The sequence below is a fragment of the Streptomyces sp. NPDC028711 genome, assembly GCF_055565415.1.
In genome coordinates, this window is the sequence record NZ_JBVHUJ010000003.1 from 200,708 (window position 1) to 224,018 (window position 23,311).

At 72.6% G+C, this 23,311-nt stretch carries 22 protein-coding genes and 1 pseudogene; 8 read left to right on the top strand and 15 right to left on the bottom strand.

Features of this window, described 5'->3' with window-relative positions:
• Positions 1-2: 2 nt before the first annotated feature.
• The 3 genes from ACZ4VK_RS12055 (at position 3) to pssA (ending at position 2,898) form a co-directional block, all read left to right on the top strand.
• Positions 3-1,208, top strand: a complete 1,206-nt coding sequence (locus ACZ4VK_RS12055; protein ID WP_468351152.1) for an acyl-CoA dehydrogenase family protein — start codon at positions 3-5, stop codon at positions 1,206-1,208.
• 168 nt (positions 1,209-1,376) lie between these two features.
• A complete protein-coding gene (locus tag ACZ4VK_RS12060) occupies positions 1,377-2,033 on the top strand; it encodes a phosphatidylserine decarboxylase (protein ID WP_468351154.1) in 657 nt (218 codons plus the stop codon).
• Positions 2,020-2,898, top strand: coding sequence for a CDP-diacylglycerol--serine O-phosphatidyltransferase (gene pssA / locus ACZ4VK_RS12065; RefSeq protein ID WP_468351155.1), 879 nt, complete (start codon positions 2,020-2,022; stop codon positions 2,896-2,898). The genes ACZ4VK_RS12060 and pssA overlap by 14 nt, the downstream gene beginning before the upstream one ends.
• Positions 2,899-3,010: 112 nt before the next feature.
• On the opposite strand, the gene ACZ4VK_RS12070 is transcribed toward pssA, so the two are convergent.
• The 7 genes and pseudogenes from ACZ4VK_RS12070 to ACZ4VK_RS12100 form a co-directional block, all read right to left on the bottom strand.
• The gene (locus ACZ4VK_RS12070) at positions 3,011-3,526 is read right to left on the bottom strand and encodes a GNAT family N-acetyltransferase (protein ID WP_468352015.1); all 516 of its coding nucleotides are present in this window, start codon (positions 3,524-3,526) and stop codon (positions 3,011-3,013) included.
• Positions 3,527-3,601: 75 nt separating this feature from the next.
• A pseudogene (locus ACZ4VK_RS12075) lies at positions 3,602-4,024 on the bottom strand (GNAT family N-acetyltransferase); the annotation flags it as partial.
• A 73-nt stretch (positions 4,025-4,097) separates the two neighbouring features.
• Complete coding sequence (locus ACZ4VK_RS12080; RefSeq protein WP_468351157.1) at positions 4,098-5,363, bottom strand: ABC transporter substrate-binding protein; 1,266 nt, start codon at positions 5,361-5,363, stop codon at positions 4,098-4,100.
• Positions 5,360-6,496, bottom strand: a complete 1,137-nt coding sequence (locus ACZ4VK_RS12085; protein WP_468351159.1) for a branched-chain amino acid ABC transporter permease — start codon at positions 6,494-6,496, stop codon at positions 5,360-5,362. Before ACZ4VK_RS12085 ends, ACZ4VK_RS12080 begins: the two co-directional genes overlap by 4 nt.
• Complete coding sequence (locus ACZ4VK_RS12090) at positions 6,489-7,379, bottom strand: branched-chain amino acid ABC transporter permease (RefSeq protein ID WP_468351161.1); 891 nt, start codon at positions 7,377-7,379, stop codon at positions 6,489-6,491. Before ACZ4VK_RS12090 ends, ACZ4VK_RS12085 begins: the two co-directional genes overlap by 8 nt.
• Positions 7,376-8,185 (bottom strand): ABC transporter ATP-binding protein, encoded by an 810-nt coding sequence (locus tag ACZ4VK_RS12095; protein WP_468351163.1) that lies wholly within the window; start codon positions 8,183-8,185, stop codon positions 7,376-7,378. The genes ACZ4VK_RS12090 and ACZ4VK_RS12095 overlap by 4 nt, the downstream gene beginning before the upstream one ends.
• 58 nt (positions 8,186-8,243) lie before the next feature.
• The gene (locus ACZ4VK_RS12100; RefSeq protein ID WP_468351165.1) at positions 8,244-9,062 is read right to left on the bottom strand and encodes an ABC transporter ATP-binding protein; all 819 of its coding nucleotides are present in this window, start codon (positions 9,060-9,062) and stop codon (positions 8,244-8,246) included.
• A gap of 196 nt (positions 9,063-9,258) precedes the next feature.
• Here ACZ4VK_RS12100 and ACZ4VK_RS12105 point away from each other — a divergent pair, with 196 nt between their 5' ends.
• Positions 9,259-10,461 (top strand): PucR family transcriptional regulator, encoded by a 1,203-nt coding sequence (locus tag ACZ4VK_RS12105; RefSeq protein ID WP_468351167.1) that lies wholly within the window; start codon positions 9,259-9,261, stop codon positions 10,459-10,461.
• 415 nt (positions 10,462-10,876) lie between these two features.
• Here the strand turns inward: ACZ4VK_RS12105 and ACZ4VK_RS12110 are convergent, their stop codons facing one another.
• Complete coding sequence (locus ACZ4VK_RS12110) at positions 10,877-12,028, bottom strand: glycerate kinase (protein ID WP_468351169.1); 1,152 nt, start codon at positions 12,026-12,028, stop codon at positions 10,877-10,879.
• 111 nt (positions 12,029-12,139) lie between these two features.
• Here ACZ4VK_RS12110 and ACZ4VK_RS12115 point away from each other — a divergent pair, with 111 nt between their 5' ends.
• The gene (locus ACZ4VK_RS12115; protein WP_468351171.1) at positions 12,140-13,810 is read left to right on the top strand and encodes a BCCT family transporter; all 1,671 of its coding nucleotides are present in this window, start codon (positions 12,140-12,142) and stop codon (positions 13,808-13,810) included.
• A 45-nt stretch (positions 13,811-13,855) separates the two neighbouring features.
• Here the strand turns inward: ACZ4VK_RS12115 and ACZ4VK_RS12120 are convergent, their stop codons facing one another.
• The 7 genes from ACZ4VK_RS12120 to ACZ4VK_RS12150 all read right to left on the bottom strand — a co-directional run bounded on the left by ACZ4VK_RS12120 (position 13,856) and on the right by ACZ4VK_RS12150 (position 20,032).
• A complete protein-coding gene (locus ACZ4VK_RS12120; protein WP_468351174.1) occupies positions 13,856-14,059 on the bottom strand; it encodes a type II toxin-antitoxin system VapB family antitoxin in 204 nt (67 codons plus the stop codon).
• Between the two features lie 21 nt (positions 14,060-14,080).
• Positions 14,081-14,584, bottom strand: a complete 504-nt coding sequence (locus tag ACZ4VK_RS12125; protein WP_468351176.1) for a methylated-DNA--[protein]-cysteine S-methyltransferase — start codon at positions 14,582-14,584, stop codon at positions 14,081-14,083.
• 6 nt (positions 14,585-14,590) lie between these two features.
• Positions 14,591-16,075, bottom strand: a complete 1,485-nt coding sequence (locus ACZ4VK_RS12130) for an AlkA N-terminal domain-containing protein (RefSeq protein WP_468351178.1) — start codon at positions 16,073-16,075, stop codon at positions 14,591-14,593.
• Positions 16,076-16,153: 78 nt separating this feature from the next.
• Positions 16,154-16,918: a metallophosphoesterase gene (locus ACZ4VK_RS12135; protein WP_468351180.1), complete on the bottom strand. Its 765-nt coding sequence runs from the start codon at positions 16,916-16,918 to the stop codon at positions 16,154-16,156.
• 113 nt (positions 16,919-17,031) lie between these two features.
• Positions 17,032-17,652 carry an L-threonylcarbamoyladenylate synthase gene (locus ACZ4VK_RS12140; RefSeq protein ID WP_468351182.1) on the bottom strand — a complete coding sequence of 207 codons (621 nt, stop codon included), beginning with the start codon at positions 17,650-17,652 and terminating at the stop codon, positions 17,032-17,034.
• A gap of 46 nt (positions 17,653-17,698) precedes the next feature.
• A complete protein-coding gene (locus ACZ4VK_RS12145; RefSeq protein WP_468352017.1) occupies positions 17,699-19,114 on the bottom strand; it encodes a phytoene desaturase family protein in 1,416 nt (471 codons plus the stop codon).
• A gap of 81 nt (positions 19,115-19,195) precedes the next feature.
• Positions 19,196-20,032 (bottom strand): inositol monophosphatase family protein, encoded by an 837-nt coding sequence (locus ACZ4VK_RS12150; protein ID WP_468351184.1) that lies wholly within the window; start codon positions 20,030-20,032, stop codon positions 19,196-19,198.
• Positions 20,033-20,304: 272 nt separating this feature from the next.
• Between ACZ4VK_RS12150 and ACZ4VK_RS12155 the strand changes: the two genes are divergently transcribed.
• The 3 genes from ACZ4VK_RS12155 to ACZ4VK_RS12165 form a co-directional block, all read left to right on the top strand.
• On the top strand, positions 20,305-20,949 hold the full coding sequence (locus ACZ4VK_RS12155) for a maleylpyruvate isomerase N-terminal domain-containing protein (RefSeq protein WP_468351186.1): 645 nt from the start codon (positions 20,305-20,307) through the stop codon (positions 20,947-20,949).
• Positions 20,950-21,110: 161 nt separating this feature from the next.
• Positions 21,111-22,175, top strand: coding sequence for a lipoate--protein ligase family protein (locus ACZ4VK_RS12160; RefSeq protein ID WP_468351188.1), 1,065 nt, complete (start codon positions 21,111-21,113; stop codon positions 22,173-22,175).
• 191 nt (positions 22,176-22,366) lie between these two features.
• On the top strand, positions 22,367-23,311 hold a 945-nt coding region (locus ACZ4VK_RS12165), incomplete at its 3' end, for a serine protease (RefSeq protein WP_468352019.1).

Consider the following 23,311-nt stretch of genomic DNA (forward strand, 5'->3'; position numbering starts at 1 on the left):
CCATGGCCCGACTCGCCCAGACCGCCGGGCTCACGGACGTCCAGCAGGAGATCCTCAAGACCGTCCGGGAGTTCGTCGACAAGGAGATCATCCCGGTCGCGACCGAGCTGGAGCACCGTGACGAGTACCCCCAGCAGATCGTCGACGGGCTGAAGGAACTCGGTCTCTTCGGTCTGATGATCCCCGAGGAGTACGGCGGCCTGGGTGAGTCGCTCCTCACCTACGCGCTGTGCGTGGAGGAGATCGCCCGCGGCTGGATGTCGGTCTCCGGCATCATCAACACGCACTTCATCGTGGCGTACATGCTGAAGCAGCACGGCACGCAGGAGCAGAAGGAGTACTTCCTTCCGCGGATGGCGGCCGGCGAGACGCGTGGCGCGTTCTCGATGTCGGAGCCGGCGCTCGGCTCGGACGTGTCGGCCATCACGTCGAAGGCGGTCAAGGACGGCGACGAGTACGTCCTCAACGGTCAGAAGATGTGGCTGACGAACGGCGGGACGTCCACGCTGGTCGCCGTTCTCGTCCGAAGTGACGAAGGACACCCGGAGGGCACCGCCCCCCACAAGTCGATGACGACCTTCCTCGTCGAGAAGGAGCCCGGCTTCGGAGAGGTCCGCCCCGGCCTCACCATCCCCGGGAAGATCGACAAGATGGGTTACAAGGGCGTCGACACGACCGAACTCATCATGGACGGACTGCGCATTCCGGCCAATCGGGTCCTCGGCGGCACCACCGGCCGAGGGTTTTACCAAATGATGGACGGCGTCGAGGTGGGCCGCGTGAACGTGGCGGCGCGTGGCTGCGGCGTCGCTCAGCGTGCCTTCGAACTGGGTGTCTCGTACGCCCAGCAACGTCACACTTTCGGCAAGCCGATCGCCGAGCACCAGGCGATCCAGTTCAAGCTGGCCGAGATGGCTACCAAGGTCGAGGCCGCGCATGCCATGATGGTGAACGCAGCACGCAAAAAGGACTCCGGGGAACGAAACGACCTCGAAGCAGGGATGGCGAAGTACCTCGCCTCCGAATACTGCAAGGAGGTCGTGGAGGATGCCTTCCGTATCCACGGCGGGTACGGGTTCTCCAAGGAGTACGAGATCGAGCGCCTCTACCGCGAGGCTCCGATGCTGCTCATCGGTGAAGGTACCGCCGAGATCCAGAAAATGATCATTGGTCGCCGACTCCTCGAGGAGTACCGTTTCCAGGGTTGATTGTCGGCTTTGAGTCGTTACGGCCGCGAAGAAGATCACACCCTGTGTTCGTCTTCCGGCCGTCGACTCGGTTCCTGGCTTACCCAGTTGCGCCCCGCAACCGATAACATCGCGGGAAAGCCGCCGTCCCCGTTGCCAGTGCGGCATCATCCGCTACGAAGGTCATCCATGCCCCACAGCCAAACCTCTGCACACCGCGACAGCCTCTCCGGCGTACGCCTCGCGCGCGGAGCATCGCCGTGGCTTCTGCCGACCGTCGCCACCGCGGCGCTCAGTCTCGTGCGCGCGCGCAAGTCGAGGCGGGCCGCGGCCATCGCCGTGCCGACCACCGCTCTCGCGGCCGGCATGCTGTGGTTCTTCCGCGACCCCGAGCGTGAGATCGCTCAGGGCCGGGTCATCTCCCCCGCCGACGGTGTGGTGCAGAGCATCATGCCGTGGAAGGACGGACGCACCCGGGTCGCCATCTTCATGAGCCCGCTGAACGTCCACGTCAACCGGGCGCCGCTGGCCGGCACCGTGACGTCCGTGGAGCACATCCCCGGCGGGTTCGTCCCGGCGTTCAACAAGGAGAGCGAGAACAACGAGCGCGTTGTCTGGCACTTCGACACCGAGCTCGGCGACATCGAGATGGTGCAGATCGCGGGTGCCGTCGCCCGGCGCATCGTGCCGTACATCCCGCAGGGGACGAAGGTCGAGCAGGGTGACCGCATCGGTCTGATCCGCTTCGGCTCTCGCGTCGACATCTACCTCCCCGAGGGTGTCGAGGTCGACGTCGAGGTCGGTCAGGTCACCACAGCGGGGGTGACTCGCATTGACCGTGATTGATCCCGACACACGGGCCGCCGACTGGGTCGCCGGCACCGATGCGGACGAGGTCGACGAGACCGAGGAGATGCCGTTGTCGCTGAGGCTGTCCATAGCGGACGCCCTCACGCTCGGTAACGCCACGTGTGGATTCATGGCGGTGTACTTCACCACCACCGGAATCCTCATCCCGCACCTCACGGGCAGCGCGGAGACCGGCATGGCGCGCAACAGCGCCGCCACCGCCGTGATCCTGATGCTCGCCGCGGCGATCTTCGACCTCTTCGACGGCATCGTGGCGCGCAAGCTGCGCTCGTCGCCGATGGGCGCGGAGCTCGACAACCTGTCGGACCTGATCAGCTTCGGTCTGGCCCCGGCCTACTTCGTACTCGTGTACGGAATGGTCGCGGTCCCGGACGGCGCGCAGCAGAAGGTCTCGGCGGTGGCCGCGGTCGCGGTGCTGCTCGCGGTGGTGCTGCGGCTCGCGAGATTCTCCTGCGTGACCATGAAGGACGGCATGTTCCAGGGCATGCCGAGCCCCTTCGGCGCGCTGACGGTCGTCTCGATCGTGCTCCTGGAGCTGCCGTTCGTCCCCACGCTGCTCGCGATCATCGGTGTCGCCTGGCTGATGGTGAGCCGGGTCGAGTACCCGAAGCCGCGGGGCATCCTCGCGGTGGCGATGCTCAGCTGGATCGTCGGAGCGATGGGCATGCTGGCGGCCTGGGCGTTCGACGCCCCGGGCGGCGCGTTCCTGCTCCAGGCAGGCTGCGCGCTGCAGGTCGTGATGGGCGCCGTGATCCCCCTCTTCGCGACGGCCCGTCGGGTGAACACCTTCCGCGGCAACCGGCGTGAGAGCCGGGAGGCGCGGGCGGCGCAGCTGCCGTAGCGGACGCTGTACGAGAAGGGCCCCGGAGACGAGACGCCTCCGGGGCCCTTTCGCGTGCCCTGCGCCCAGGGGGTGTCTTGCCTGATCCGGCCTGATCGGCAAGACACCCCCCCTAGACGAGGCGCTTGTAGTACAGGGTGGTGGGGCGCAGGACGCCTGCTGGGTCGGCGGCGAAGTCGGGGATCGTTCCGGCGGCCGTCCAGCCCGCTCCCCGGTAGAGGCGCTCGGCCGGGCTGTCGGTCTGGGTGTCCAGGACGAGCAGGCGGAGCCCGGTGGCGGCGGCGTGGGACTCTGCCACGGCGAGCAGGCGGTACCCGAGGCCCCTGCCCCGGGCGTCGCGGTGCACCAGGAGCCGGGCGATCTCGCCGCGGTGCCGGCCGTTGGCCGTGGAGCCGCGTACGAGGGTGACGACGCCCGTCAGGCGCCCGTCGGGGGCGAGGGCCGCCCAGACGTCCCGTACGCCCTCCGCGGTCTCCTCGGCGACCCGGGACCACCAGGCGGCCGCCTCCGTCGTCTCCAGGGGCGCCAGGAAGCCGACGGAGGCGCCGCCGTCGACCGCGTCGACGAGGAGCGCGGCGAGACCGGCGGGGGCGTTCGCCCGTACCTCGTCGGCGGTGAGGCGCTCGATGCGGTCGGAGGCCGTCCCCAGGGGCTTCTCCAGGCAGAGCAGGTCCGGCCGCTCGTCCCAGGAGGCGACGGTCCGGAAGCCGAGGCTCCGGTAGAGGGCCAGCGGCTCCTCCCGACCGTTCCAGACCGTGAGGCGTACGGCGGAGGCTCCGGTGGCCGCCGCCCGGCGCAGCGCCTCGGTCATGAGGGCCTTCGCGATCCCCTTGCGGCGGGCCTCGGGGGCGACCCAGAGCCGCTTGATCTCGGGCGCCCGGCCCTCCTTCGGCGCCTTGAGGACGACACAGCCGGCCGGGAGCTCCGTGCCGGGCGGGGTGGCGAGCAGGACCGTGTCGGCGGCGAAGGCGGCGGCCGGGTCCTCGGTCTCGGCGCGGTATACGGCCGGGAGCCCTGCGGCCGTCGCCACGGGCGTCCCCTTCCCCGCCTGGTTGATCAGGTGGTAGGCGGCGAGGAGCTCAGGGAGGCGCGGGTGGGAGCGGTTCTCCTCGATCATCACGTTCATGGGCCGAGCTTCACAGCGTGATGTTTCACGCGTGTGAAACCCGGCCCGGGTCGAACGGCGTCGGACGGGTCGGTCAGGGCGTGTAGGCCTTCGCGGCGTCCGAGACGAAGGGCCGGCGGACCGTGCGCATGCCGCCGGGGACCGTCTTGTCCGGCTGGATGATGACGGACTCGCGGGACGAGGGGGCCTTCGGGTCGCCGAGGTTGTGGCTCATCCCGAAACCGGCGTCGTGGGACGTCAGTGTGAGGAGGGCCTTGCCGACGCCGTCACGGGTGAGGTCCTTGTCCGCACAGGCCTTCTTCAGGGCCTCGCCGAAGACGCTCGCCGCCGTCCAGCCGGCGACGATGCCGTTGTCGAGGGCGTGGCTCGGGTAGGCGGCCTTGTAGTCCGCGACCAGCTTCTTCGCGGTCGGGGTGTCGGCGCCGATGGGGAGGCTCGGGGAGGCGAACCAGTACATCTTCTCCAGGGCCGGTCCCGCCTGGGTGCCGAGGAGCTGCGGGGCGAAGGCCGAGTTGTTGCCGACGACCGGGACCTTGAGGCCGGTGGCGGCGGCGACACCGACGAGAGAGGCGGCCTGGCGCGGGCCCGCGCTGATCACGATGGCCTTGACCCCGGCCTGCTTGAGCGCCGCGACCTGCGCCGACATGTCGTTGTCGGTCGGCTTGATCTTCTGCTCGACGACGGTGAGGCCCGCCTTCTCCGCCGCGTACTTCGAGCCCTTGAGCGCGTTCTCTCCGTAGTCGCCCTCGAAGTAGACGTGGCCCAGCTTGTCGCCCGGCTTCAGGCCCTTCTCCTTCACCAGGAAGTCGACGGCGTTGATGGTCTCGACGTCGTACGTGGCCCCCAGGACGCGGATGTACGGGGAGCCGAGCAGCGAGGCCGACCAGGCCTGCGGGAGGACGAGGCCCTTGTCCTGGCCGTCCACCCGGGGCTTGACGGCGGCGACGAACGGCGAGCCGATGAACTGGGCGTAGCCGACGACCTTCGGCTCCAGCTCGGTGTAGGCGGCGAGCGCCTTCTGCGGGTCGTAGCCGTGGTCGCGGACCGTCAGTTCCAGCTGCCGGCCGCAGATCCCGCCGGCGGCGTTGACCTGCTTCACGTACAGCTGCTGGGCCTGGGTGACGCTCTTGCCGAGGGTGGCGTACACGCCGGTCATGTCGGTGAGCGCGCCGAGCGAGATCGTCTTGTCGGTGACGCCCTCGCCGGTCTTCACCCCGCCCGCGTCGGTCTGCTTGCCGTCACCGGTCTTGGCCTTGGAGCTGCATCCGGCGGCGGTGAGGGCGACCAGTGCGGCGAGCGCGGCGGCCAGGCCCCGCACGGCCTGTCGTCGGTGGGTCATCGTGCCTCCCCTGAGGGTTCGGTGGAAGAGGTGTCGGGTGGAGTGGGGGTGGTGGATGTGGGGTTCTTGGGTCTGCCGGGCCTTCGGGCCGCGAGCCTGGCCAGTCCTCCGGGCAGGAACAGCACCACCGCGACGACGGCGGCGCCGTACAGGTAGCGGGAGGCCTCCCCCGGTGCGATCCCGCCCGTCCCCGGGGCGGAGACCAGCGGGAGGGCATCGCTGTACCGGTTGAGGAGCTGCGGCAGGAGGGAGACGAAGACGCCTCCGGCCACCGCGCCCGCGACCGAGCCGAGACCGCCGATGACGATCATGGCCAGGTACTCGAGGGAGAGCGCCATGCCGAAGTACTCGGGCACCGTGCGCTGGAAGACCAGGGCGAGCAGGACGCCCGCCAGGCCCGCGTACATCGAGGAGAGGACGAAGACGGCGGCGCGGTAGCGGGCCACCGGGATGCCCATCACGCCCGCGGCGATCCGGTGGTCGCGGATGGCGTTCATCGCGCGGCCCGGACGGCCCCTGAGCACCCCGCGGGCGAAGACCACCCCGGCGAGGAGCAGCACGAGACCGAGGTACCAGAGCTTCTCGACCGCCCCGAACGGCACCTGGGCGACGAGGAGTTCGCTGTCGTCGAAGGTGAGGCCGAAGAGGCTGAGCGGGGGGACGGCACGGCCGTTGTAGCCGCCGGTGAGGTCATGGGCGTTGAAGAGCACATGCTGCCCGATGAAGATCAGCGCGAGGGTGGCGATGCCGAGGTACGCGCCGCGCAGCCGTCCCGCGATGGGGCTGAACACACCGCCGGCCACGCCCGAGAGGGCCACCGCGAGGACGGCGGCGAGCCAGCCGGGCAGTCCGAGCCCGGCAAGCCCGTCAGCGCCGTCACCGGCGAAGGCGCAGTAGCCGTAGGCGCCGACGGCGAGGAAGAAGGCGTGCCCCATGGAGAGCTGCCCGGTGGCGCCGGTCAGCAGGTTGATGCCGATCGCGCCGAGGGCGGCCGCCATCGCGAACAGGCCCGCCTGGAGCCAGAAGCGGTCCAGGTAGAAGGGGAGGACGACGAGGACGAGGCCGGCGGCGGCCCACCCGTACACCGCGGGGGTACGGACCCGGAGGCCGTTCCTGGCGAGGGTCTCAGACACGGGCCAGCTCCTTCGTGCCGAAGAGTCCGGCCGGGCGGATCAGGAGCACCGCGACCATGACGAGATAGGGGGCGAGGTCGCCGATCCCCCGGCCGAGGAACGCGAGGTCGCCCTGGTAGCCGGTGGCGAGGGACTCGGTGACGCCGACGAGGAGACCGCCGACGAGGGCGCCCGTCGTGGAGTCGAGGCCGCCGAGGATGGCGGCGGGGAAGGCCTTGAGCGCGGCGAGCGAGGTGGCCCGCTCCAGGCCGGGTGTCGGGAAGACGGTCAGGAAGAGCGCGGCGACGGCGGCGAGACCGCCGGCGACCGCCCAGGCGCCGAGCGAGACCCGGCCGAGCCTGATGCCCATGAGGGCGGCGGTCTCCTGGTTCTCGGCGGCGGCCCGCATGGCGACGCCCCAGGAGGTGTACCGGAAGGCGAGCAGGAAGGCGGTGATGAGGAGGGCCGCGGCGAGCAGGGCGGCGATCCGGGTCTCCGCGATCGTGACCGGCCCGACGGTGACGACGGCGTCGCCCCAGGGGTCGCCGAGGGAGAGGATGTCGGTGCCGATCCTGCGGGTCAGTTCGGTGGCGAGCAGGATGTCCACGCCGATGGTGACGATCGCGAGGACGCTGTGGTCACCGCCCCGGTGACGGCGCATGACGAGGAACTCGACGGCCGCGCCGACGACCGCCGCGCCCGCGATGCCGGCGAGCAGGGCGGGCCAGAAGCCGATCTCCTCGTGCAGCACGGCGGTGACGTAACCGCCGGCCAGGAGGAGGGAGGCGTGGGCGAAGTTCACGACCTCGGTGGCGCGGAAGATGATCACGAAGCCGAGGGCGATGAGGGCGTAGATCGAGCCCAGTGAGATGCCGTTGATCAGGAACTCGGCGAAGGTGCTCACGCGGCGGACTCCTCTCCGAGGTAGGCGCGGACGACCGCCGGGTCGTTCTGGACGGCGGCGGGTGCCCCGTCGGCGATGCGGCGGCCGAAGTCGAGGACGGTGACGGAGTCGGCGAGCCGCATCACCAGGCCCATGTCGTGCTCGACGAGGAGGACCGAGATGCCGAGGCTGTCGCGGACGCCCGCGATGACCGAGGCGGTACGGACCCGCTCGTCGGCGGTCATGCCGGCGACGGGCTCGTCGAGCAGCAGCAGCTTCGGCTCCATGCAGAGGGCGCGGGCGAGTTCGGCGAGCTTCTGCTGTCCGTACGGCAGCGAGCCCGCGGGCTTGGCGAGCTGTTGCTCCAGGCCGACGAAGGCGGCGATCTCCCGGACCCTGGCGCGGTGACGCGCCTCCTCGCGGGCGGCGGACGGCAGCCGGAGGCCGGCGGCGACGAAGCCGGTGCGGGTCAGCCGGTGGCGGCCGAGCATCAGACTGTCCTCGACGGTGGCGCGCGGCGGCAGGGCCAGGTTCTGGAAGATCCGGCCGACGCCGAGGTCCGCGATCCGGTGCGGGGGCAGTTCGGTCAGCTCGTGCGGGCCGAGACGGACGGAGCCCTCGGTGGCCCGGTAGACGCCGGAGAGCACGTTGAAACAGGTGGACTTGCCGGCGCCGTTGGGCCCGATGAGGGCGTGCACGGTGCCGGGCCGGACGGTGAAGCCGACGGCGTCGAGGGCGGTGAGCCCGGCGAAGCGGACGGTCAGTCCCTCGACGACGAGCGCGGGGACGTCCGGCGCGGCCGTGGGAATCGCGGGTGCGTCGGTCATCGGGGCTCCTCCCAACGGGACAGGACCGGGTGTGTCGTGCGGGCACGGGCCGCGTCGGTCATCGGGTGTCCTCCCAGCGCGACAGGACCGGGTGTGTCGTGCGGGCGCGGGCCGCGTCGGCGGCGGCGTCCTCGTCGACCACGCCCAGATAGCGGCGGCGCACCTCGTCGGATGCGGCGAGTTCGGCGGCCGGGCCGGAGAGAGTGACCTCGCCGACCTCCAGGACGTACGCGCGGGAGGCGAGCCGCAGGGCGAGCGCCGCGTTCTGCTCGACGAGGAGCACCGCGGTGCCCTGGGCGTTGATCTCACGGATGGCGTCCGCGATCCGGGCGGCCATCAGCGGGGCGAGGCCGAGCGAGGGCTCGTCCAGGAGGAGCAGGTCGGGCCCGGCCATCAGGGCGCGGCCGACGGCCAGCATCTGCTGCTCGCCGCCGGAGAGCAGTCCGGCCTGCTGCCGGGAGCGCTCGGCGAGGACCGGGAACAGCTCGTGGACCCGGCGGAGGGCGTCCGCCTTCGCCGCCCGGTTGCCGCGCCCGCCGAGGGCGCCGGCCCGCAGATTGTCCTCGACCGTCATCCGGGCGAAGACCTGACGGCCCTCGGGCACCTGGGAGACGCCGGCCGCGACGACCCGGTCCGGCGGCAGTCCGTCGAGCGGCCTGCCGTCCCGGCTCACCGTGCCGGAGACCACGGCGCCGCCGTGGAACCGCAGGGTGCGCGAGACCGCCCGCAGCAGTGTGGACTTTCCTGCTCCGTTGCCGCCGAGGACGGTGACGACCTCGCCCGCCGGCACGGTCAGCGACACCCGCCGCAGCGCGCGCACCGGTCCGTATCCCGCCGTCAGGTCCGTCACCTCGAGGGCGGGTGCGGTACCTCCCATGGTTCCCCTTTCCCCGGCCGTTCTTGTTACTCGGCCGTTCAGTGGCGCTCACCCCAACACCGCGCGGGACCGCGCGTCCACGTCCCGTGGCCGAAACGCTGCCGGTGACCAGCGGGGACGGCGGCGGGCTGTGCATGCGCACAACAGTGCGCGTCAGGGCTGTGCGGAGGGGGCCGGGGCGGTGGATCCTCCCGGCATGGGACGGCGCAGACGGCGGACGGGCGACGACTGGAAGATGCTCGCGCAGGCGTGCACGGCGCTTCTGGAGCGGGTGCCGGAGCTGGTGGACGAGCATCTGAGGGAACTTCACGCCTACGAGCCCGCCTACGGGCGGATCCTTCCGTACGACCAGCACTGGCAGGAGGCCCACGAGGCGATGCGGATCGGGATCGAGATGATCTCGGCGCCCCGGAACTCGCCCCGCAGGGACCTGGAGCACGCGGACGAGATGGGCCGGCGGCGGGCCGCGCAGGGCATGCCGCTGGAACTCGTCGTGCACGCGTACCGGCACGCCGGGCATCTGGTCTGGGACGCGCTGATCGAGGGCGCCGGTGCGGACACGGCGCAGCTGGCGGCGCTGATGCAGTCGGCGACGACGGTGTGGTCGGCGGTGGACGCGCAGGCGGACACGGCGTCGGAGGCGTACCGGTCGACCGAGCTGGAGCTGCGGCGGCGGACCGACGAGCAGCTCCAGGCACTCGTGGACGCGCTGCTCCAGGGCCAGCGGTCGCCCGAGCTGGTGTCGCGGGCGGCGGCGGGCCTCGATCTGCCGGAGCAGGGGCGGTACGCGGTGGTGGTGCTGCGCTACGACCGGCGGGAGGAGCGCGAGCCGTTCCACCGGCAGGTGCAGGGCGAGGGGGTGCGGTTCCTGTGGCGGATGGGCGCGGACTGCGAGCTGGGGGTGGTGGCGCTGGCCGGTGACACCGGGCTCGACGCGCTGTCGGAGCTCCTCGACGGGCGGTGCCCGGGGCCCGGCGGGATCAGCCCGGTGGTGGTGGGCCTCACCGAGCTGGGCCGGGCGCGGCGGCTCGCCGAACTGGCCCTGCGGACCTGCCCGCCGGGCAGCCGTCAGATCGTACGGCTCGACCGGCGGATGGCGGGCGCGCTGGTGGTGGGCCAGCCGGAGATGGCGAGCCTGCTTGTCTCGGACGTCCTGGGCGGCCTGCTCGAACTGGACCCGGCGGACCGGGCGGTGCTCCTGGAGACGCTGGACGCGTGGCTGGACTGCGAGGGGTCGGCGGGGCGGGCGGCGGGGCGGTTGTACTGCCACCGGAACACGGTCTTCAACCGGCTGCGGCGTCTTGAGCAGCTGACGTCACGGTCGCTGTCGCGACCGCGGGACCTTACGGAGATGACGCTGGCGCTGGACGCGTTCCGGCTTACGGCGTCGGGGGGTTGAGGGGGGCGGCAACCGCCCGCGTCCCCACCCACCCCCGTGTGGGCAATCGTCCCGCAGGGCGGGACGGGTGGGCACACGGGACGGCGCCCTTCGGCGGGCGCCTCCGCCCCTTGTGCCTGGACCCGCACCGGACTGTGCGCCGTACATCGGGTGCGGGTTCAGGCGCGGAAGCCTAGGCCCGGCAAGGGGCGCCGTCCGTTGTGCCCACCCGTTCCGCCCCAGCGGAACGAATGCCCACAACGGGGGGGCGGAGGCGGCACGGTGAGGGTGGGCGGCGCCCCGGCGGGACAGGTGTCGGCAGCGAGGGTGGGTGGCCCACCGGGGCGGGCACAGGTGCCCGCAGCCAGGGTGGGCGGCGCCCCCGTGGGACAGGTGTCCGCAGCGGGGGTTCGGGAGGGGGCCGGGGCCCGTGCCGCTACGTCAAGAAGTCTCGCGCGATGTTCGACGCGACTTCCTCCAGGAGCGGGCCCGCGTTCGCCATCGACCTGGCCGCGTCCGGCTCGAGCGCCGTGAGGGGGTACGCGCGGCGGATGCCGGCCTTGCCCAGGGCCTCGGGCGGCAGGGCCAGCCGGCCGCAGACCGCGACGACCTCCTTGCCCGCCGCGCGGGCCGCCGCGGCGACGCCCGCCGGGGCCTTGCCGTGGAGGGTCTGCTCGTCGAGGGAGCCCTCGCCGGTGATGACCAGGGTGGCGCGCTCCAGGGCGGGGGCGAAGCCGAGGACCTCCAGCATCAGCTCGATGCCGGGGCGGAAGCTCGCGCCGAGGATGAGCGCGCCGTAGCCGATGCCGCCGGCGCCGCCCGCGCCCGGGGCGAGGGCCGCCTCGGCGGCCTTGGGGCCGATGGCCTTCTCGAGGACGGTGGCGAAGTGGGCGAGGGCCGCGTCCAGGGTGCGGACGTCGTCCGGGGTGGCGCCCTTCTGCGGGCCGTAGACGGCGGGCGCGCCCTTGGGGCCGGTGAGCGGGTTGTCGACGTCGCTCGCGAGGATCAGGTCGACGGAGGCGAAGCGGGGGTCGAGCCCGGTGAGGTCGGCGGTGGCCAGGTCGGCGAGGGCCGCGCCGCCGGGGCCCACGGGCGCGCCGGACGCGTCGAGGAAGCGGGCGCCGAGCGCGGCGAGCATGCCGGCGCCGCCGTCGGTGGTGGCGCTGCCGCCGACGCCGAAGACGACGGTGGTCGCGCCCGCGTCGAGGGCCGCGCGGAGCAGTTCGCCGGAGCCGTACGTCGTCGCGGTCAGCGGGGCGAACACGCCGGGCGGGAGGAGCTGGAGGCCGGAGGCCTCGGCCATCTCGACGACGGCGGTGGTGTCGCGCAGCGCGAAGGCCGCGGTGACCGGTTCGCCGAGCGGTCCCGTCACCCGGACCTCGCGGCGTTCGAATCCGGCCGCGACGGCTGCCGCGACGGTGCCGTCGCCGCCGTCCGCGACGGGCAGCGTCTCCACCGTGAGCTCGGGAATGACCCGTCGCAGTCCTGCTGTGACCCGCTCCGCGACCTGTACGGCCGTGAGCGAACCCTTGAACTTGTCGGCCGCCACGAGTACGTGAGCGACCTGAGTTGCTGCTCCGTCCGTCACCTTGCATCCCTTGCTTTCGAACGTGCAGTCGCGCCGAGGCCGACCCTATCCGTACCCCCGGACGGCGTGCCACCCCCGGATAAGACGATATTCCGCACCATAGTGGGTCCCATGAGTACGGAAAAGATCGTTCCCGACGACAGGCCCGAGGTGTGGGTCATCGGGATCGGGGTCGCGGCCGTCGTCGCGGCCGTCGGCTGGGCCGCCCTGGGCGAGGACTCCTTCGACAGCGCCTCGGACACGGCGCTCCAGTGGGTGCTCGCGAACTTCGCCTGGCTCTTCGTGATCGCCGCGGACATCTTCCTCGTCCTGTGCGTGGTGATCGCCCTGAGCCGGTTCGGCCGGATCAGGCTGGGCGCGGACGACTCGGAGCCGGAGTTCAACAACCTGGCGTGGATCGCGATGATGTTCAGCGCCGGCATGGGCATCGGGCTGATGTTCTACGGGGTCGGGGAGCCGCTCCAGCATTTCCTGAGCCCGCCCCCGGCGAGCGGGGCGGCGGCCGGAACGGGCACGGCGGCCCTGAACGCGATGGAGTACTCGTTCTTCCACTGGACGCTCACCCCGTGGGCGATCTACGGCATCGCGGGCCTCGCCCTCGCGTACGCGGGCTTCCGCAAGGGCCGGGGGAACCGGCTGAGCTCCGCCTTCGTGCCGCTCCTGGGCGCGCGCCGGGTGGAGTCCTGGCCCGGAAGGGCGATCGACCTGCTCGCGGTGTTCGCGACCGTGTTCGGCACGGCGACGAGCCTCGGGCTCGGTGCGCTCCAGGTCGCCGAGGGGCTGAACCTGACGATGGACGTGGAGAACTCGACGTCCACCCAGCTGATCGTCATCGCGGCGCTGTCCGCGGCCTTCGTCCTGTCGGCCTTCTCGGGGCTGCACAAGGGCGTGAAGTGGCTGTCGACCCTGAACATCGTCCTCGCGGCCTGTCTGATGCTCTTCGTGTTCCTGCTCGGTCCGACGGTCTACATCCTGGACACCATTCCGGCCTCCGTCGGCGGCTATCTGCACCAGCTGCTGCCGTTGGCGACCCGGACCGGCGCGTTCACCGATCCCGAGTGGCTGGGGGCGTGGACGATCTTCTACTGGGCGTGGTGGCTGTCGTGGGCGCCGTTCGTGGGCACGTTCATCGCCCGGATCTCGCGGGGCAGGACCATCAGGGAGTTCCTGGTGGGTGTGCTGCTCGTGCCGTCCGGGGCGACGGTGGTGTGGTTCTGCGTGATGGGCGGTACGGCGATCCGGCTGGAGACCACGGGCGCGGCGGACCTGGCGGCGGCCGTGAAGGACGGGGCGGAGGCCTCGTTGTTCGCGATGCTGGAGGCGCTGCCGATCGGCACGGTCACGTCGGTTCTGGCGATGCTGCTCGTGATGACGTACTTCATCACGAGCGCGGACTCGGCCTCGCTCGTGATGGGCTCGCTGACGAGCCGCGGCTCGCTCCACCCGCCGACCTGGCTCGTGGTCACCTGGGGCGTCCTGATGGCGGCCGTGGCGGCGGTCCTGCTCGTGGTGGGCGGTCTCGAGTCGCTCCAGACGGCGACGATCCTGGTGGCGCTGCCGTTCGTGCTTGTGATGCTGGCGCTGTGCTGGGCGCTTCTGAAGGAGCTGCGGGAGGACCCGGGGGCGGGTCCGGTCCGGCACCACGCGCTGCACGGGCTCGGGGACGCCGTACGCGCCCTGGTCGGCGAGGCGATCACCGAGCAGGGCGGTTCCCGTCATCACCGGCTGCGCCGCGCGGCCCGGGCGCGCACCGACACGGAGCCCCCGGAGGACGGGAGCTGACCGGCGGGAGCTGACGGGCGCCCGCGCCGGGAGGGGCGGGGAGGCTCAGCCCTGCGGGGGCTCGGGCGGGACCATCTCACCGGTGCGCTCCGCCTCGTCCCGGCTGACGGCGCGCGCCTCGGTGCGGTGGCCGCGGGCGATGTAGTCGCGGACCACCGCCTCGACGGCGTCCTGGGGGTTCCCGATACCGGCGAGGACCATGACTTCCACGACGAGTTCGGCGTCGAGCGCGATGTTCACCTTGGCCATGGCGGGAACCTAACACCTCGGTCAGAAGAGGGCGTCCGGTTCCGCCGCACCCGATTCGAAGGCGAGGAGACGCTGCTTGCGGTCGAGGCCGCCGCCGTAGCCGGTGAGGCCGCCGCCCGCGCCGATCACACGGTGGCAGGGGACGATGATGCCGACCGGGTTCTTCCCGTTGGCGAGCCCCACGGCCCGGGAGGACCCGGGACTGCCCAGCGCCTCGGCGAGTTGGCCGTACGTCCGGGTCTCCCCGTACGGGATGAGGAGCAGCTGCTCCCAGACCCGCTTCTGGAAGGGGGTGCCGATGAGGTGCAAGGGCAGGTCGAAGGTGGTGAGTTCGCCCGCGAAGTAGGCGTCGAGCTGGCGGATCGCCTCGCCGAAGGGGCGCGGGTCGGGCTCCCCGAAGGTCTCCTCGGGCGGACGGTGGCGCTGCCCGGTCATATGGACGCGGCTGAGGACGCCGTCGACGGCGACGAGGGTCAGCGGCTCGTACGGACTGTCCACGACGGTGTGCCGGACGGTGGGGGCCATGACGGTTCAGTGTCCTTCGCTGGGCAGGTGGTTGATCGGGTGGTCGTCGGTCGCCCAGAGGTACTGGACGGCGTACGCGCGCCAGGGGCGCCAGTGGGCCGCCCTGGCGGTGAGCGCGCCGGGGGTGGCGGGCAGGCCGAGGCCTTCGGCGGCGCGGCGGACGCCGAGGTCCCCGGGGAGGAAGGCGTCGGGGTCGCCGAGGGCCCGCATGGCGATGACCTCGGTGGTCCAGGGCCCGAATCCGGGCAGGGCGAGCAGGCGGGCGCGGGCCTCCTCGCGGTCGTCGGCGGGGCCGATGGTGAGGGAACCGTCGGCGAGGTCCCGGACGAGGGTGAGAAGGGTGGTGCGGCGGCTGCGGGGCAGGGCGAGGGTCTCGGGGTCGAGGGCGGTGAGCGCCTCGGGGTCCGGGAAGAGGTGGGTGAGGCCGCCCTCGGGGTCGTCGACGGGGGTGCCGTACGCGGTGACGAGCCGGGCGGCGTGGGTGCGGGCGGCGGCGGTGGAGACCTGCTGGCCGAGGACGGCCCGTACGGCGAACTCGGCGGGGTCGACGGTGCCGGGCACCCGGCGGCCGGGCGCCTTGTCGACGAGCGGCGCGAGCAGCGGGTCGGCGCGCAGCCGGTCGTCGACGGCGACGGGGTCGGCGTCGAGGTCGAGGAGGCGGCGGCAGCGGCTGATGGCGTGGGTGAGGTCGCGCGGGTCGGTGAGGGAGAGGCGGCAGGCGATGTGGTCGGGGCGCGGGGCCAGGGCGACGATCCCGTGTCCGTACGGCAGGGCGAGGGTCCGCCGGTAGGCGCCGTCGCGCCACTCCTCGACGCCGGGGACGGCGGTGGCGGCGAGGTGGCCGAAGAGGTTGGAGGGTTCGAGCGGGGCGCGGAACGGCAGGCGGAGGCTGATCACGCCGGGGGTGGGGGTCCGGTCGGGGATCGGGCGGGCCGCGCGGGCGCGGAGTTCGCCGGGGGTCAGGGCGAAGACCTCGCGGACGGTGTCGTTGAAGGTGCGGATGGAGGAGAAGCCGGCCGCGAAGGCGATCTCTCCGAGGGGCATCGGGGTCGTCTCGATGAGGACCCGGGCGGTCTGGGCGCGCTGGGCGCGGGCCAGGGCGAGGGGTCCCGCGCCCAGTTCGGCGAGGAGTTGCCGTTCGATCTGGCGGGTGGACCAGCCGAGGCGACGGGCGAGTCCGGGGACGCCCTCCCGGTCGACGATCCCGTCCTGGATGAGCCGGACGGCGCGGGCGACGGCGTCGGCGCGGACGTTCCACTGGGGCGAGCCGGGGCTGGTGTCGGGGCGGCACCGCTTGCAGGCCCGGAAGCCGGCGCGCTGGCAGGAGGCGGCGCTGGCGTGGAACTCCATGTTCTCGGGCTTGGGCGGGACGACGGGGCAGCTGGGCCGGCAGTAGATCCGGGTGGTGCGGACGGCGGTGAAGAACACGCCGTCGAAGCGGGCGTCCTTCGACTGGACGGCTCGTACGCAGCGCTCGGTGTCGGTGTGCATGAGTCCAGGATCGGGGACGGACGGCCCGCGGGCTGGCGAGAAAACGACATGGTCGTCCGTCCCCGGTCCCGGTCGCGCTCAGCCGGTGACCGTCCGGTAGTGGGTGGTCAGCCTGCCGTCGTCGCCGAGGACGTGGAAGGCGAGGGCGGGCGGCAGGTCGAGGTGGACGTGCGGGTCGTCGGGGCCCGCGTTCTCCCAGGGCAGCCGGAGGGCGGAGACGACCCCGGGCGCGACGAGCAGGGGGCGCCCGGCGAAGGTCGTGGCGGCGGCCGTGTGGGCGTGGCCCGCGAGGAAGGCCGTGAGGTGGGGGTGGCGGTCGGCGAGCGCGGCGAGCCGCTCCTCGCCGAACTGCCGGATCTCGTCCACGTACGGGGTGTGCAGCGGTACGGGCGGGTGGTGGAAGGCGACGAGGACGGGCACGTCGCGCGGGGTGTCGGCGAGGACGCCGTCGAGCCACTCAAGCGTCTCGTCCTCCAGGAGGCCCTGGTGCTCGCCGGGCACGGACGAGTCGCAGAGGGCGATGACGAAGCCCTCGCCGCGGAGCACCTGGTTGACGGGGGCGTACGGGCGGGTTCCCGTCTCCTCGGGGAGGAGGGCCTTCCGGAAGGCGGCGCGGTCGTCGTGGTTCCCGGGGCAGAGGAGCAGCGGGTGGCGGGAGTGCAGCAGTTCCCGCGCCTGTGTGTACTCGTCGGGGGTGCCGTGGTCGGCGATGTCCCCGGTGACGAGCACGGCCGCCAGGTCGTACGGCAGCTCCTCCAGATACCGCAGGACGGCGCGGGTGCGGTCCGCGCCGCGCTGCCCGCCGTCGATGTGGACGTCGCTGAGATGAGCGATGACGATCATGCGGCCGGAACCTCCATGGGGTGCGCGGTGAACGGGCGTTCACCGCGACCGTACGGTGATCACGGCCGCGCCGGGAAGGGCCGCATCGGAACCGGTGGCCCGCTTCGCGTGCCCTACTCGAACCGTGTGGTGTCCCCCGCTCCGCGGCGGACGATCTCGGGCTCGCCACTGGAGAAGTCGACGACCGTGGTGGGTTCGGTTCCGCACTCGCCGGAGTCGAGCACCGCGTCCACCTGGTGGTCGAGCCGCTCCTTGATCTCCCAGCCCTGGGTGAGGGGTTCGGCCTCGTCGGGCAGCAGCAGGGTGCTGGAGAGCAGCGGCTCGCCGAGCTCGGCGAGGAGGGCCTGGGTGACGACGTGGTCGGGGATGCGGACGCCGACCGTCTTCTTCTTGGGGTGGAGGAGCTGCCGCGGCACTTCCTTGGTACCGGGCAGGATGAAGGTGTACGGGCCGGGGGTGGCCGCCTTCACCGCGCGGAAGACGTCGTTGTCGATGTGCACGAGCTGGCCCAGCTGGGCGAAGTTCTGGCACATCAGCGTGAAGTGGTGCCGGTCGTCGAGGTCGCGGATGGCCCGGATGCGGCTGATGCCGTCACGGCTGCCGAGTCGGCTGCCGAGCGCGTAGCAGGAGTCGGTCGGGTACGCGACGAGCGCCCCGTTCCGGATGGAGTCGGCCACCGCGCCGATGGTGCGGGGCTGGGGGTTGTCGGGGTGGACGTCGAAGTACTTGGCCATGGGGGCAGTCTATTTTCGCGGGCGGGCCCGATCCGACCGACAGGCCCTACCGGGCCGCCTGGCCGCGCAGGCTGCGCCAGACCGCCTTCGCCGCGTTGTGACCGGACATGCCGTGCACGCCGGGGCCGGGCGGGGTGGCGGAGGAGCAGAGGAAGACCGCCGGGTGCGGGGTGGCGTAGGGGCGGAGCGAGAGGGTGGGGCGCAGCAGCAGCTGGAGGCCGCGGGCGGCGCCGCAGGCGATGTCGCCGCCGACGTAGTTGGCGTTGTGCGCGGCGAGTTCGGGCGGGCCGGCGGTGGCGCGGGCGAGGACGCGGTCGCTGAAGCCGGGGGCGAAGCGCTCGATCTGACGCTCGATCGCCTCGGTGAGGTCGCCGCGCCAGCCGTTCGGCACATGGCCGTACGCCCAGAAGACGTGCTTGCCCTCGGGGGCGCGGGAGGGGTCGACGAGGCTGGGCTGCGCGGCGATGAGGAAGGGGGCGTCGGGGGCCGTGCCGGAGGAGGCCTCCCGCAGGGCGGTGCCGATCTCTCCGGCGGTGGGGCCGATCTGGACGGTGCCGGCACGCCGGGGCTCCTCGGCGGTCCACGGCACGGGGCCGTCCAGGGCGTAGTCGACCTTGAACGCGGCGGCGCCGTACCGGTAGTGGTCGTAGTGGCCGCCAAAGCCGGCGATCCGGGCGAGGGCCGTGGGCGAGGTGTCGAAGACGTAGGCGCGGGCGGGCGGCAGGTCGTCGAGGCGCTTGACCTCGAAGTCGGTGTGGACGGCGCCGCCGAGGTCCCGCAGGTACGCGGTGAGGGCGTCGGAGATGGACTGGGAGCCGCCACGGGGCAGGGGCCAGCCGCCGGCGTGGGCGGCGAGCGCGAAGACCAGGCCGACGGCGCCGGTGGCGAAACCGCCGAGCGGGGCCATGACATGGCCGACGAGACCGGCGAAGAGCGCTCGCGCCTTCTCGTCCTGGAAGCGGCGCATCAGCCAGGTGGAGGGAGGCAGTCCGGCGAGGCCGAAGCGGGCGAGGGTCACCGGGTCGCGGGGCAGCGCCGTGAGCGGCAGCTGCATGAAGTCCCGTGCGAGGACGTCCCACTTGCCGAGGAAGGGGCGGACGAGCCTGCGGTACGCCCCCGCGTCGCGCGGTCCGAAGGAGGCGGCGGTCTCCGCGACGGAGCGCGCGAGGACGGCGGCGGTGCCGTCGTCCCAGGGGTGGGCCATGGGCAGTTCGGGGTGGAGCCACTCCAGGCCGTACCGGTCGAGCGGCATCGTCTTGAAGACCGGCGAGCCGGCGCCGAGCGGGTGCACGGCGGAGCACGGGTCGTGCCGGAAGCCGGGGAGGGTGAGCTCCTCGGTCCTGGCGCCGCCGCCGACGGTGGGCTTCGCCTCGAAGACGGCCACGGACAGGCCGCGGCGGGCCAGTTCGACGGCGGCGGTCAGTCCGTTGGGCCCCGCGCCCACGACGACGGCATCGAGCATCGACGTCCTCTTCGACACCTTCGGACTCCTTCGTCAGCCGATGGCCAGGGCTCTCAGGATATTCCTGCGCTCCGGCGGTTCTTAACGGCCCCTCAGGAGGGTCCGGATCCGGTCGGCGGTGGCGGCGTCCCTGGCCGCCGTGAACGGCAGCGCGTTGCCGCCGGTGATGCGGAAGGGCTCCCCCGCGACGGTCGTCTGCGCACCGCCGGCCTCGGTGACGAGGAGCAGTCCTGCCGCGTGGTCCCAGGCGTACTCCCAGCTGAAGGCGGTGGCGTCGAGCGCGCCGCGCGCCACGGCCAGGTACTCGAGTCCCGCGGAGCCGCAGGGGCGGGGGGCGACGCCCTCGGTGGACAGGCCGAGCAGGGCCCGCTTCTGGTCGGGGGTGGAGTAGTCGGGGTGCGAGGTGGCGACCGTGAGGACGGCACCGGGCTCGGGTGAACCGGAGCGCAGGGGCTGCCCGTCGAGGGTGGCGCCCCTGCCGCGGACGGCGATGGCGAACTCCTCGAGGGCGGGCGCGTACGTCCAGGAGGCGAGCAGCTCGCCGTGCCGGGCGAGGGCGACGAGGGTGCAGAAGGCGGGGTCGCCGTGGACGAACTGCCGGGTGCCGTCGACGGGGTCGACGATCCAGACGGGGGCGTCGCCGCGCAGCGCCTCGTAGACCGTGGGATCGGCGTGGACCGCTTCCTCGCCGACGACCACCGAGCCGGGCAGCAGGGCGGTCAGGGAGGTGGTGAGGTGTGCCTCGGCGGCCCGGTCGGCGACGGTGACCAGGTCGTGCGGGCCGTTCTTCTCGACGATGTCGTCGGCGGCGAGCTGCCGGAAACGCGGCATGATCTCGGCGGCGGCGGCCTTGCGGACGGCCTCCTCCACCTCGGTCGTACGGCCGCCGAGGACGTGCTCGATGAAGTCTTCGGTCATGTGTCCAGCTAAGCACGCGGCGCTGACAACCGGACCACCGCACTCGTCACCCGCCGTTCTCCCGGGGACCGCGAGACGTACTACCAAGCCCACCCGCAACGGCTACGAAGCCCAGATCACCGAGCGCCTGCGCCACTGGGCGGCTCTGCGCGCCCGCGGACGACGCGACTGACCGGCCGACGCCCCGCGAAGGTGACTTCACATGACGGTCGGAGTGATCAATGCATGGACGCCCCTGCCGCCGTGATCACCGTCGGGGCACCATGCCTGGCATGACGACTACTGAGATCCGGAACTCGTACCTGCTCGCTGCCGAGCAGGCCGTGAAACTCCTCGAGGCAGGTGAGGTGGCGCGCTGCTGGCAGAAGGAGTCCGTACTGCCGGGGATGACGGTGGGCGGCCTGGCCGGTCACCTCGCGCGGAGCGTCCTGCAGGTCGAGTGGTTCCTCGACGGTCGGGTGGTCGGTGCGGAACCGGTGACGCCCGTGCACTACTACGCCAGGCTCGTGGGCACGTCCACGCCCGACTCCGAGCTCAATGTCGGCGTGCGCGCCCGCAGCGAGGAAACGGCCGCGGCCGGTCCCGCCGTCGTGGCCGAGCAGGCGCGGGCCGCGTGGCGGCGGTTGTCGGAGCGGTTGGAAAGGGAGCCGGCCGATCAGCGCGTGGCCGTCCTCCACCGGCCCGGAGAGGAGATGCTGCTCGACGGCTATCTCCAGACGCGCTGTGTCGAACTGGCGGTTCACCTCGACGATCTGGCGCTGAGCGTGGCCGCCCCTCACCCGACCCCCGAAGCCGCCCTCGCCCTGGCGATCGACGTGCTTGTCGCGGCTGCCCGCGAACGACACGGCGATCAGGCCGTGCTGCACGCCCTGGCGAGGCGCGAACGTGACGTCAACGACGCCTTGCGCGTGTTGTAGACGGTCTCCGTCCCCATCCGCCAAGGCCGGGGCCGCGTCCCGCGCCCTTCTGTGGCCATGGGGGCATGACCTAGAGTGCGATGCGCGGTATGCGCAGGTCTGTCCGAGTCCTGGGGCCGAGACGACGTGGGTCCCGGCCGCACGCTGGAGGGAACGAAACGGTGCACGGTGAGTACAAGGCGCCCGGCGGCAAGCTCGTCGTCGTCGATCTGGACGTCGAGGACGGTGCACTCCGCGACGTGCGGGTCGCCGGAGACTTCTTCCTGGAGCCCGACGAGGCGATCCTCGCGATCGACGGCGCCCTGGAGGGCGCCCCTTCCTCGACGGACGCCACAGGTCTGGCGGCCCGGATCACCGCGGCTCTGCCCGAGTCGACCGTGATGTTCGGGCTGACGGCGGAAGGGATCGGCATCGCCGTCCGGCGGGCCCTGGCCCACGCGACCGAGTGGAGCGACTACGACTGGCAGCTGGTGCACGCGGGGCCTCAGGCCCCGGCCCTGCACATGGCCCTTGACGAGGTGCTCACCGCCGAGGTGGCCGCCGGGCGGCGGGCGCCCACCTTGCGGGTCTGGGAGTGGGCCTCGCCCGCCGTGGTCATCGGCAGCTTCCAGTCGCTGCGGAACGAGGTGGACCCCGGCGGGGCGGCGAAGCACGGGATGACCGTGGTGCGTCGCGTCTCCGGTGGTGGGGCCATGTTCGTGGAACCCACGAGCACGATCACCTACTCCCTGTCCGTGCCGGAGTCGCTGGTGTCGGGGCTCTCCTTCGCCGACAGCTACGCCTACCTCGACGACTGGGTCCTGGGCGCCCTCGGCGACATGGGGATCAAGGCGTGGTACCAGCCGCTCAACGACATCGCCACCGAGGCCGGGAAGATCGCGGGCGCGGCGCAGAAGCGGGTGGTCGGCCCGGACGGCGGGCCCGGGGCCGTCCTGCACCACGTGACCATGTCGTACGACATCGACGCCGACAAGATGCTGGAGGTCCTGCGCATCGGCCGGGAGAAGATGTCCGACAAGGGCACGAAGAGCGCCAAGAAGCGCGTGGATCCACTCCGCCGGCAGACCGGGCTCGCCCGGGAGCAGGTGATCGAGAACATGATCGCCTCCTTCCGCGACCGCTACGGCCTGGTCACCGCGGAGGTCACGGCTGAGGAACTGGCCCGGGCGGAGGAGCTGGTGCGGACGAAGTTCGCCACCGAGGAGTGGACCGCGCGGGTGCCGTAGCGCGCGTCGGTCACCAGTCCGGCCCCGTGGTCGAGTGACCGCGTCCCGCCCGTCTCGTTGATGCCCACGCGGGCCGGGACGGGCGTGCGGAAACGTCTCCGCACCTCTCCGGCCCGGGGACGCGGCGCCGAGAGTGCGGAGATCAGGTGGGACGGGCGAGGAAGCTCATGGCGACGGTCGCGGGCATGGTGATGGCGGTGTGTCCGCTCGGGGTCGCGCCGCCCGCGCACGCGGTCGTCGGCGGACAGGAGGCACGGCCTCATCAGTACCCCTTCATGGCGGGGCTCGTCGACGTCGTGGAGCGTCGGGTGATGTGCGGCGGCGCACTGATCGGCGACCGGTACGTGCTCACCGCCGCCCACTGTCTGACGGGTTCGTACGCGAGTCCCGCCCGGGTGGGCGTGCTCCTGGGCGACCACGACCTGAGGACCGACGCCGACAGCCCGCACGCGGTCCTGGTGACCCCCGACCGGTTCGTGCCGCACCCGGAGTACGACCCGGTCAGCCAGCGCAACGACATCGCTCTCGTCCGGCTCGCCGAGCCGGTCGCCCTCGGCCGTGACGTGCGCCCGGTCGGCCTGCCCGCGCCGTACGCCCCCGGGTCCCTGGACCAGGCCCAGGTGGAGGTGCCCGGCTGGGGCACCACCTCGTACGGCGGCCCCACCTCCGACGTCCTGCGGACCGTGGCCCTCCGCACGCTGAGCAACCCGGTCTGCGCGAGCCGGGGCATGGAGCAGATCGCCCCCACCCAGGTCTGCACCTACGCCCCCGGCCGGGACACCTGCCAGTACGACTCCGGCGGCCCCCTCGTCCGGGTGGTCGGGGGGCGGCCGTACGTCGTGGGTCTGGTGTCCTACGGCAGGGAGTGCGCCACCGACACTCCCGCCGTGAACACGCGTGTCGGGTCCTACATCGGCTGGATCGAGCGGACGACCGGGCGGGGGGGGGGGGGGGGCCGGGGGCGGGGGGGGGGGGGGGGGGGGCGCGCCCCCCGGGGGGGGGGGGGGGGGGGGGGGGGGGGGGGGGGGGGGGGGGCGGGGGCGCGGGGGGGGGGGGGGGGGGGGGCCCCGCCCCCCCCCCCCCCACCCCCACCCCCCCCCCCCCAAAACGCGGGCGGGGGGGGGGGGGGGGCGGGG

Coding starts and splice junctions, on each gene's coding strand:
- ACZ4VK_RS12055 (WP_468351152.1), top strand. CDS start 3: ATGGCCCGACTCGCCCAGACCGCCGGGCTCACGGACGTCCAGCAGGAG.
- ACZ4VK_RS12060 (WP_468351154.1), top strand. CDS start 1,377: ATGCCCCACAGCCAAACCTCTGCACACCGCGACAGCCTCTCCGGCGTA.
- ACZ4VK_RS12080 (WP_468351157.1), bottom strand. CDS start 5,363: ATGACCCACCGACGACAGGCCGTGCGGGGCCTGGCCGCCGCGCTCGCC.
- ACZ4VK_RS12095 (WP_468351163.1), bottom strand. CDS start 8,185: ATGACCGACGCACCCGCGATTCCCACGGCCGCGCCGGACGTCCCCGCG.
- ACZ4VK_RS12100 (WP_468351165.1), bottom strand. CDS start 9,062: ATGGGAGGTACCGCACCCGCCCTCGAGGTGACGGACCTGACGGCGGGA.
- ACZ4VK_RS12105 (WP_468351167.1), top strand. CDS start 9,259: ATGGGACGGCGCAGACGGCGGACGGGCGACGACTGGAAGATGCTCGCG.
- ACZ4VK_RS12115 (WP_468351171.1), top strand. CDS start 12,140: ATGAGTACGGAAAAGATCGTTCCCGACGACAGGCCCGAGGTGTGGGTC.
- ACZ4VK_RS12120 (WP_468351174.1), bottom strand. CDS start 14,059: ATGGCCAAGGTGAACATCGCGCTCGACGCCGAACTCGTCGTGGAAGTC.
- ACZ4VK_RS12125 (WP_468351176.1), bottom strand. CDS start 14,584: ATGGCCCCCACCGTCCGGCACACCGTCGTGGACAGTCCGTACGAGCCG.
- ACZ4VK_RS12130 (WP_468351178.1), bottom strand. CDS start 16,075: ATGCACACCGACACCGAGCGCTGCGTACGAGCCGTCCAGTCGAAGGAC.
- ACZ4VK_RS12135 (WP_468351180.1), bottom strand. CDS start 16,918: ATGATCGTCATCGCTCATCTCAGCGACGTCCACATCGACGGCGGGCAG.
- ACZ4VK_RS12140 (WP_468351182.1), bottom strand. CDS start 17,652: ATGGCCAAGTACTTCGACGTCCACCCCGACAACCCCCAGCCCCGCACC.
- ACZ4VK_RS12145 (WP_468352017.1), bottom strand. CDS start 19,114: ATGCTCGATGCCGTCGTCGTGGGCGCGGGGCCCAACGGACTGACCGCC.
- ACZ4VK_RS12150 (WP_468351184.1), bottom strand. CDS start 20,032: ATGACCGAAGACTTCATCGAGCACGTCCTCGGCGGCCGTACGACCGAG.
- ACZ4VK_RS12155 (WP_468351186.1), top strand. CDS start 20,305: ATGACGACTACTGAGATCCGGAACTCGTACCTGCTCGCTGCCGAGCAG.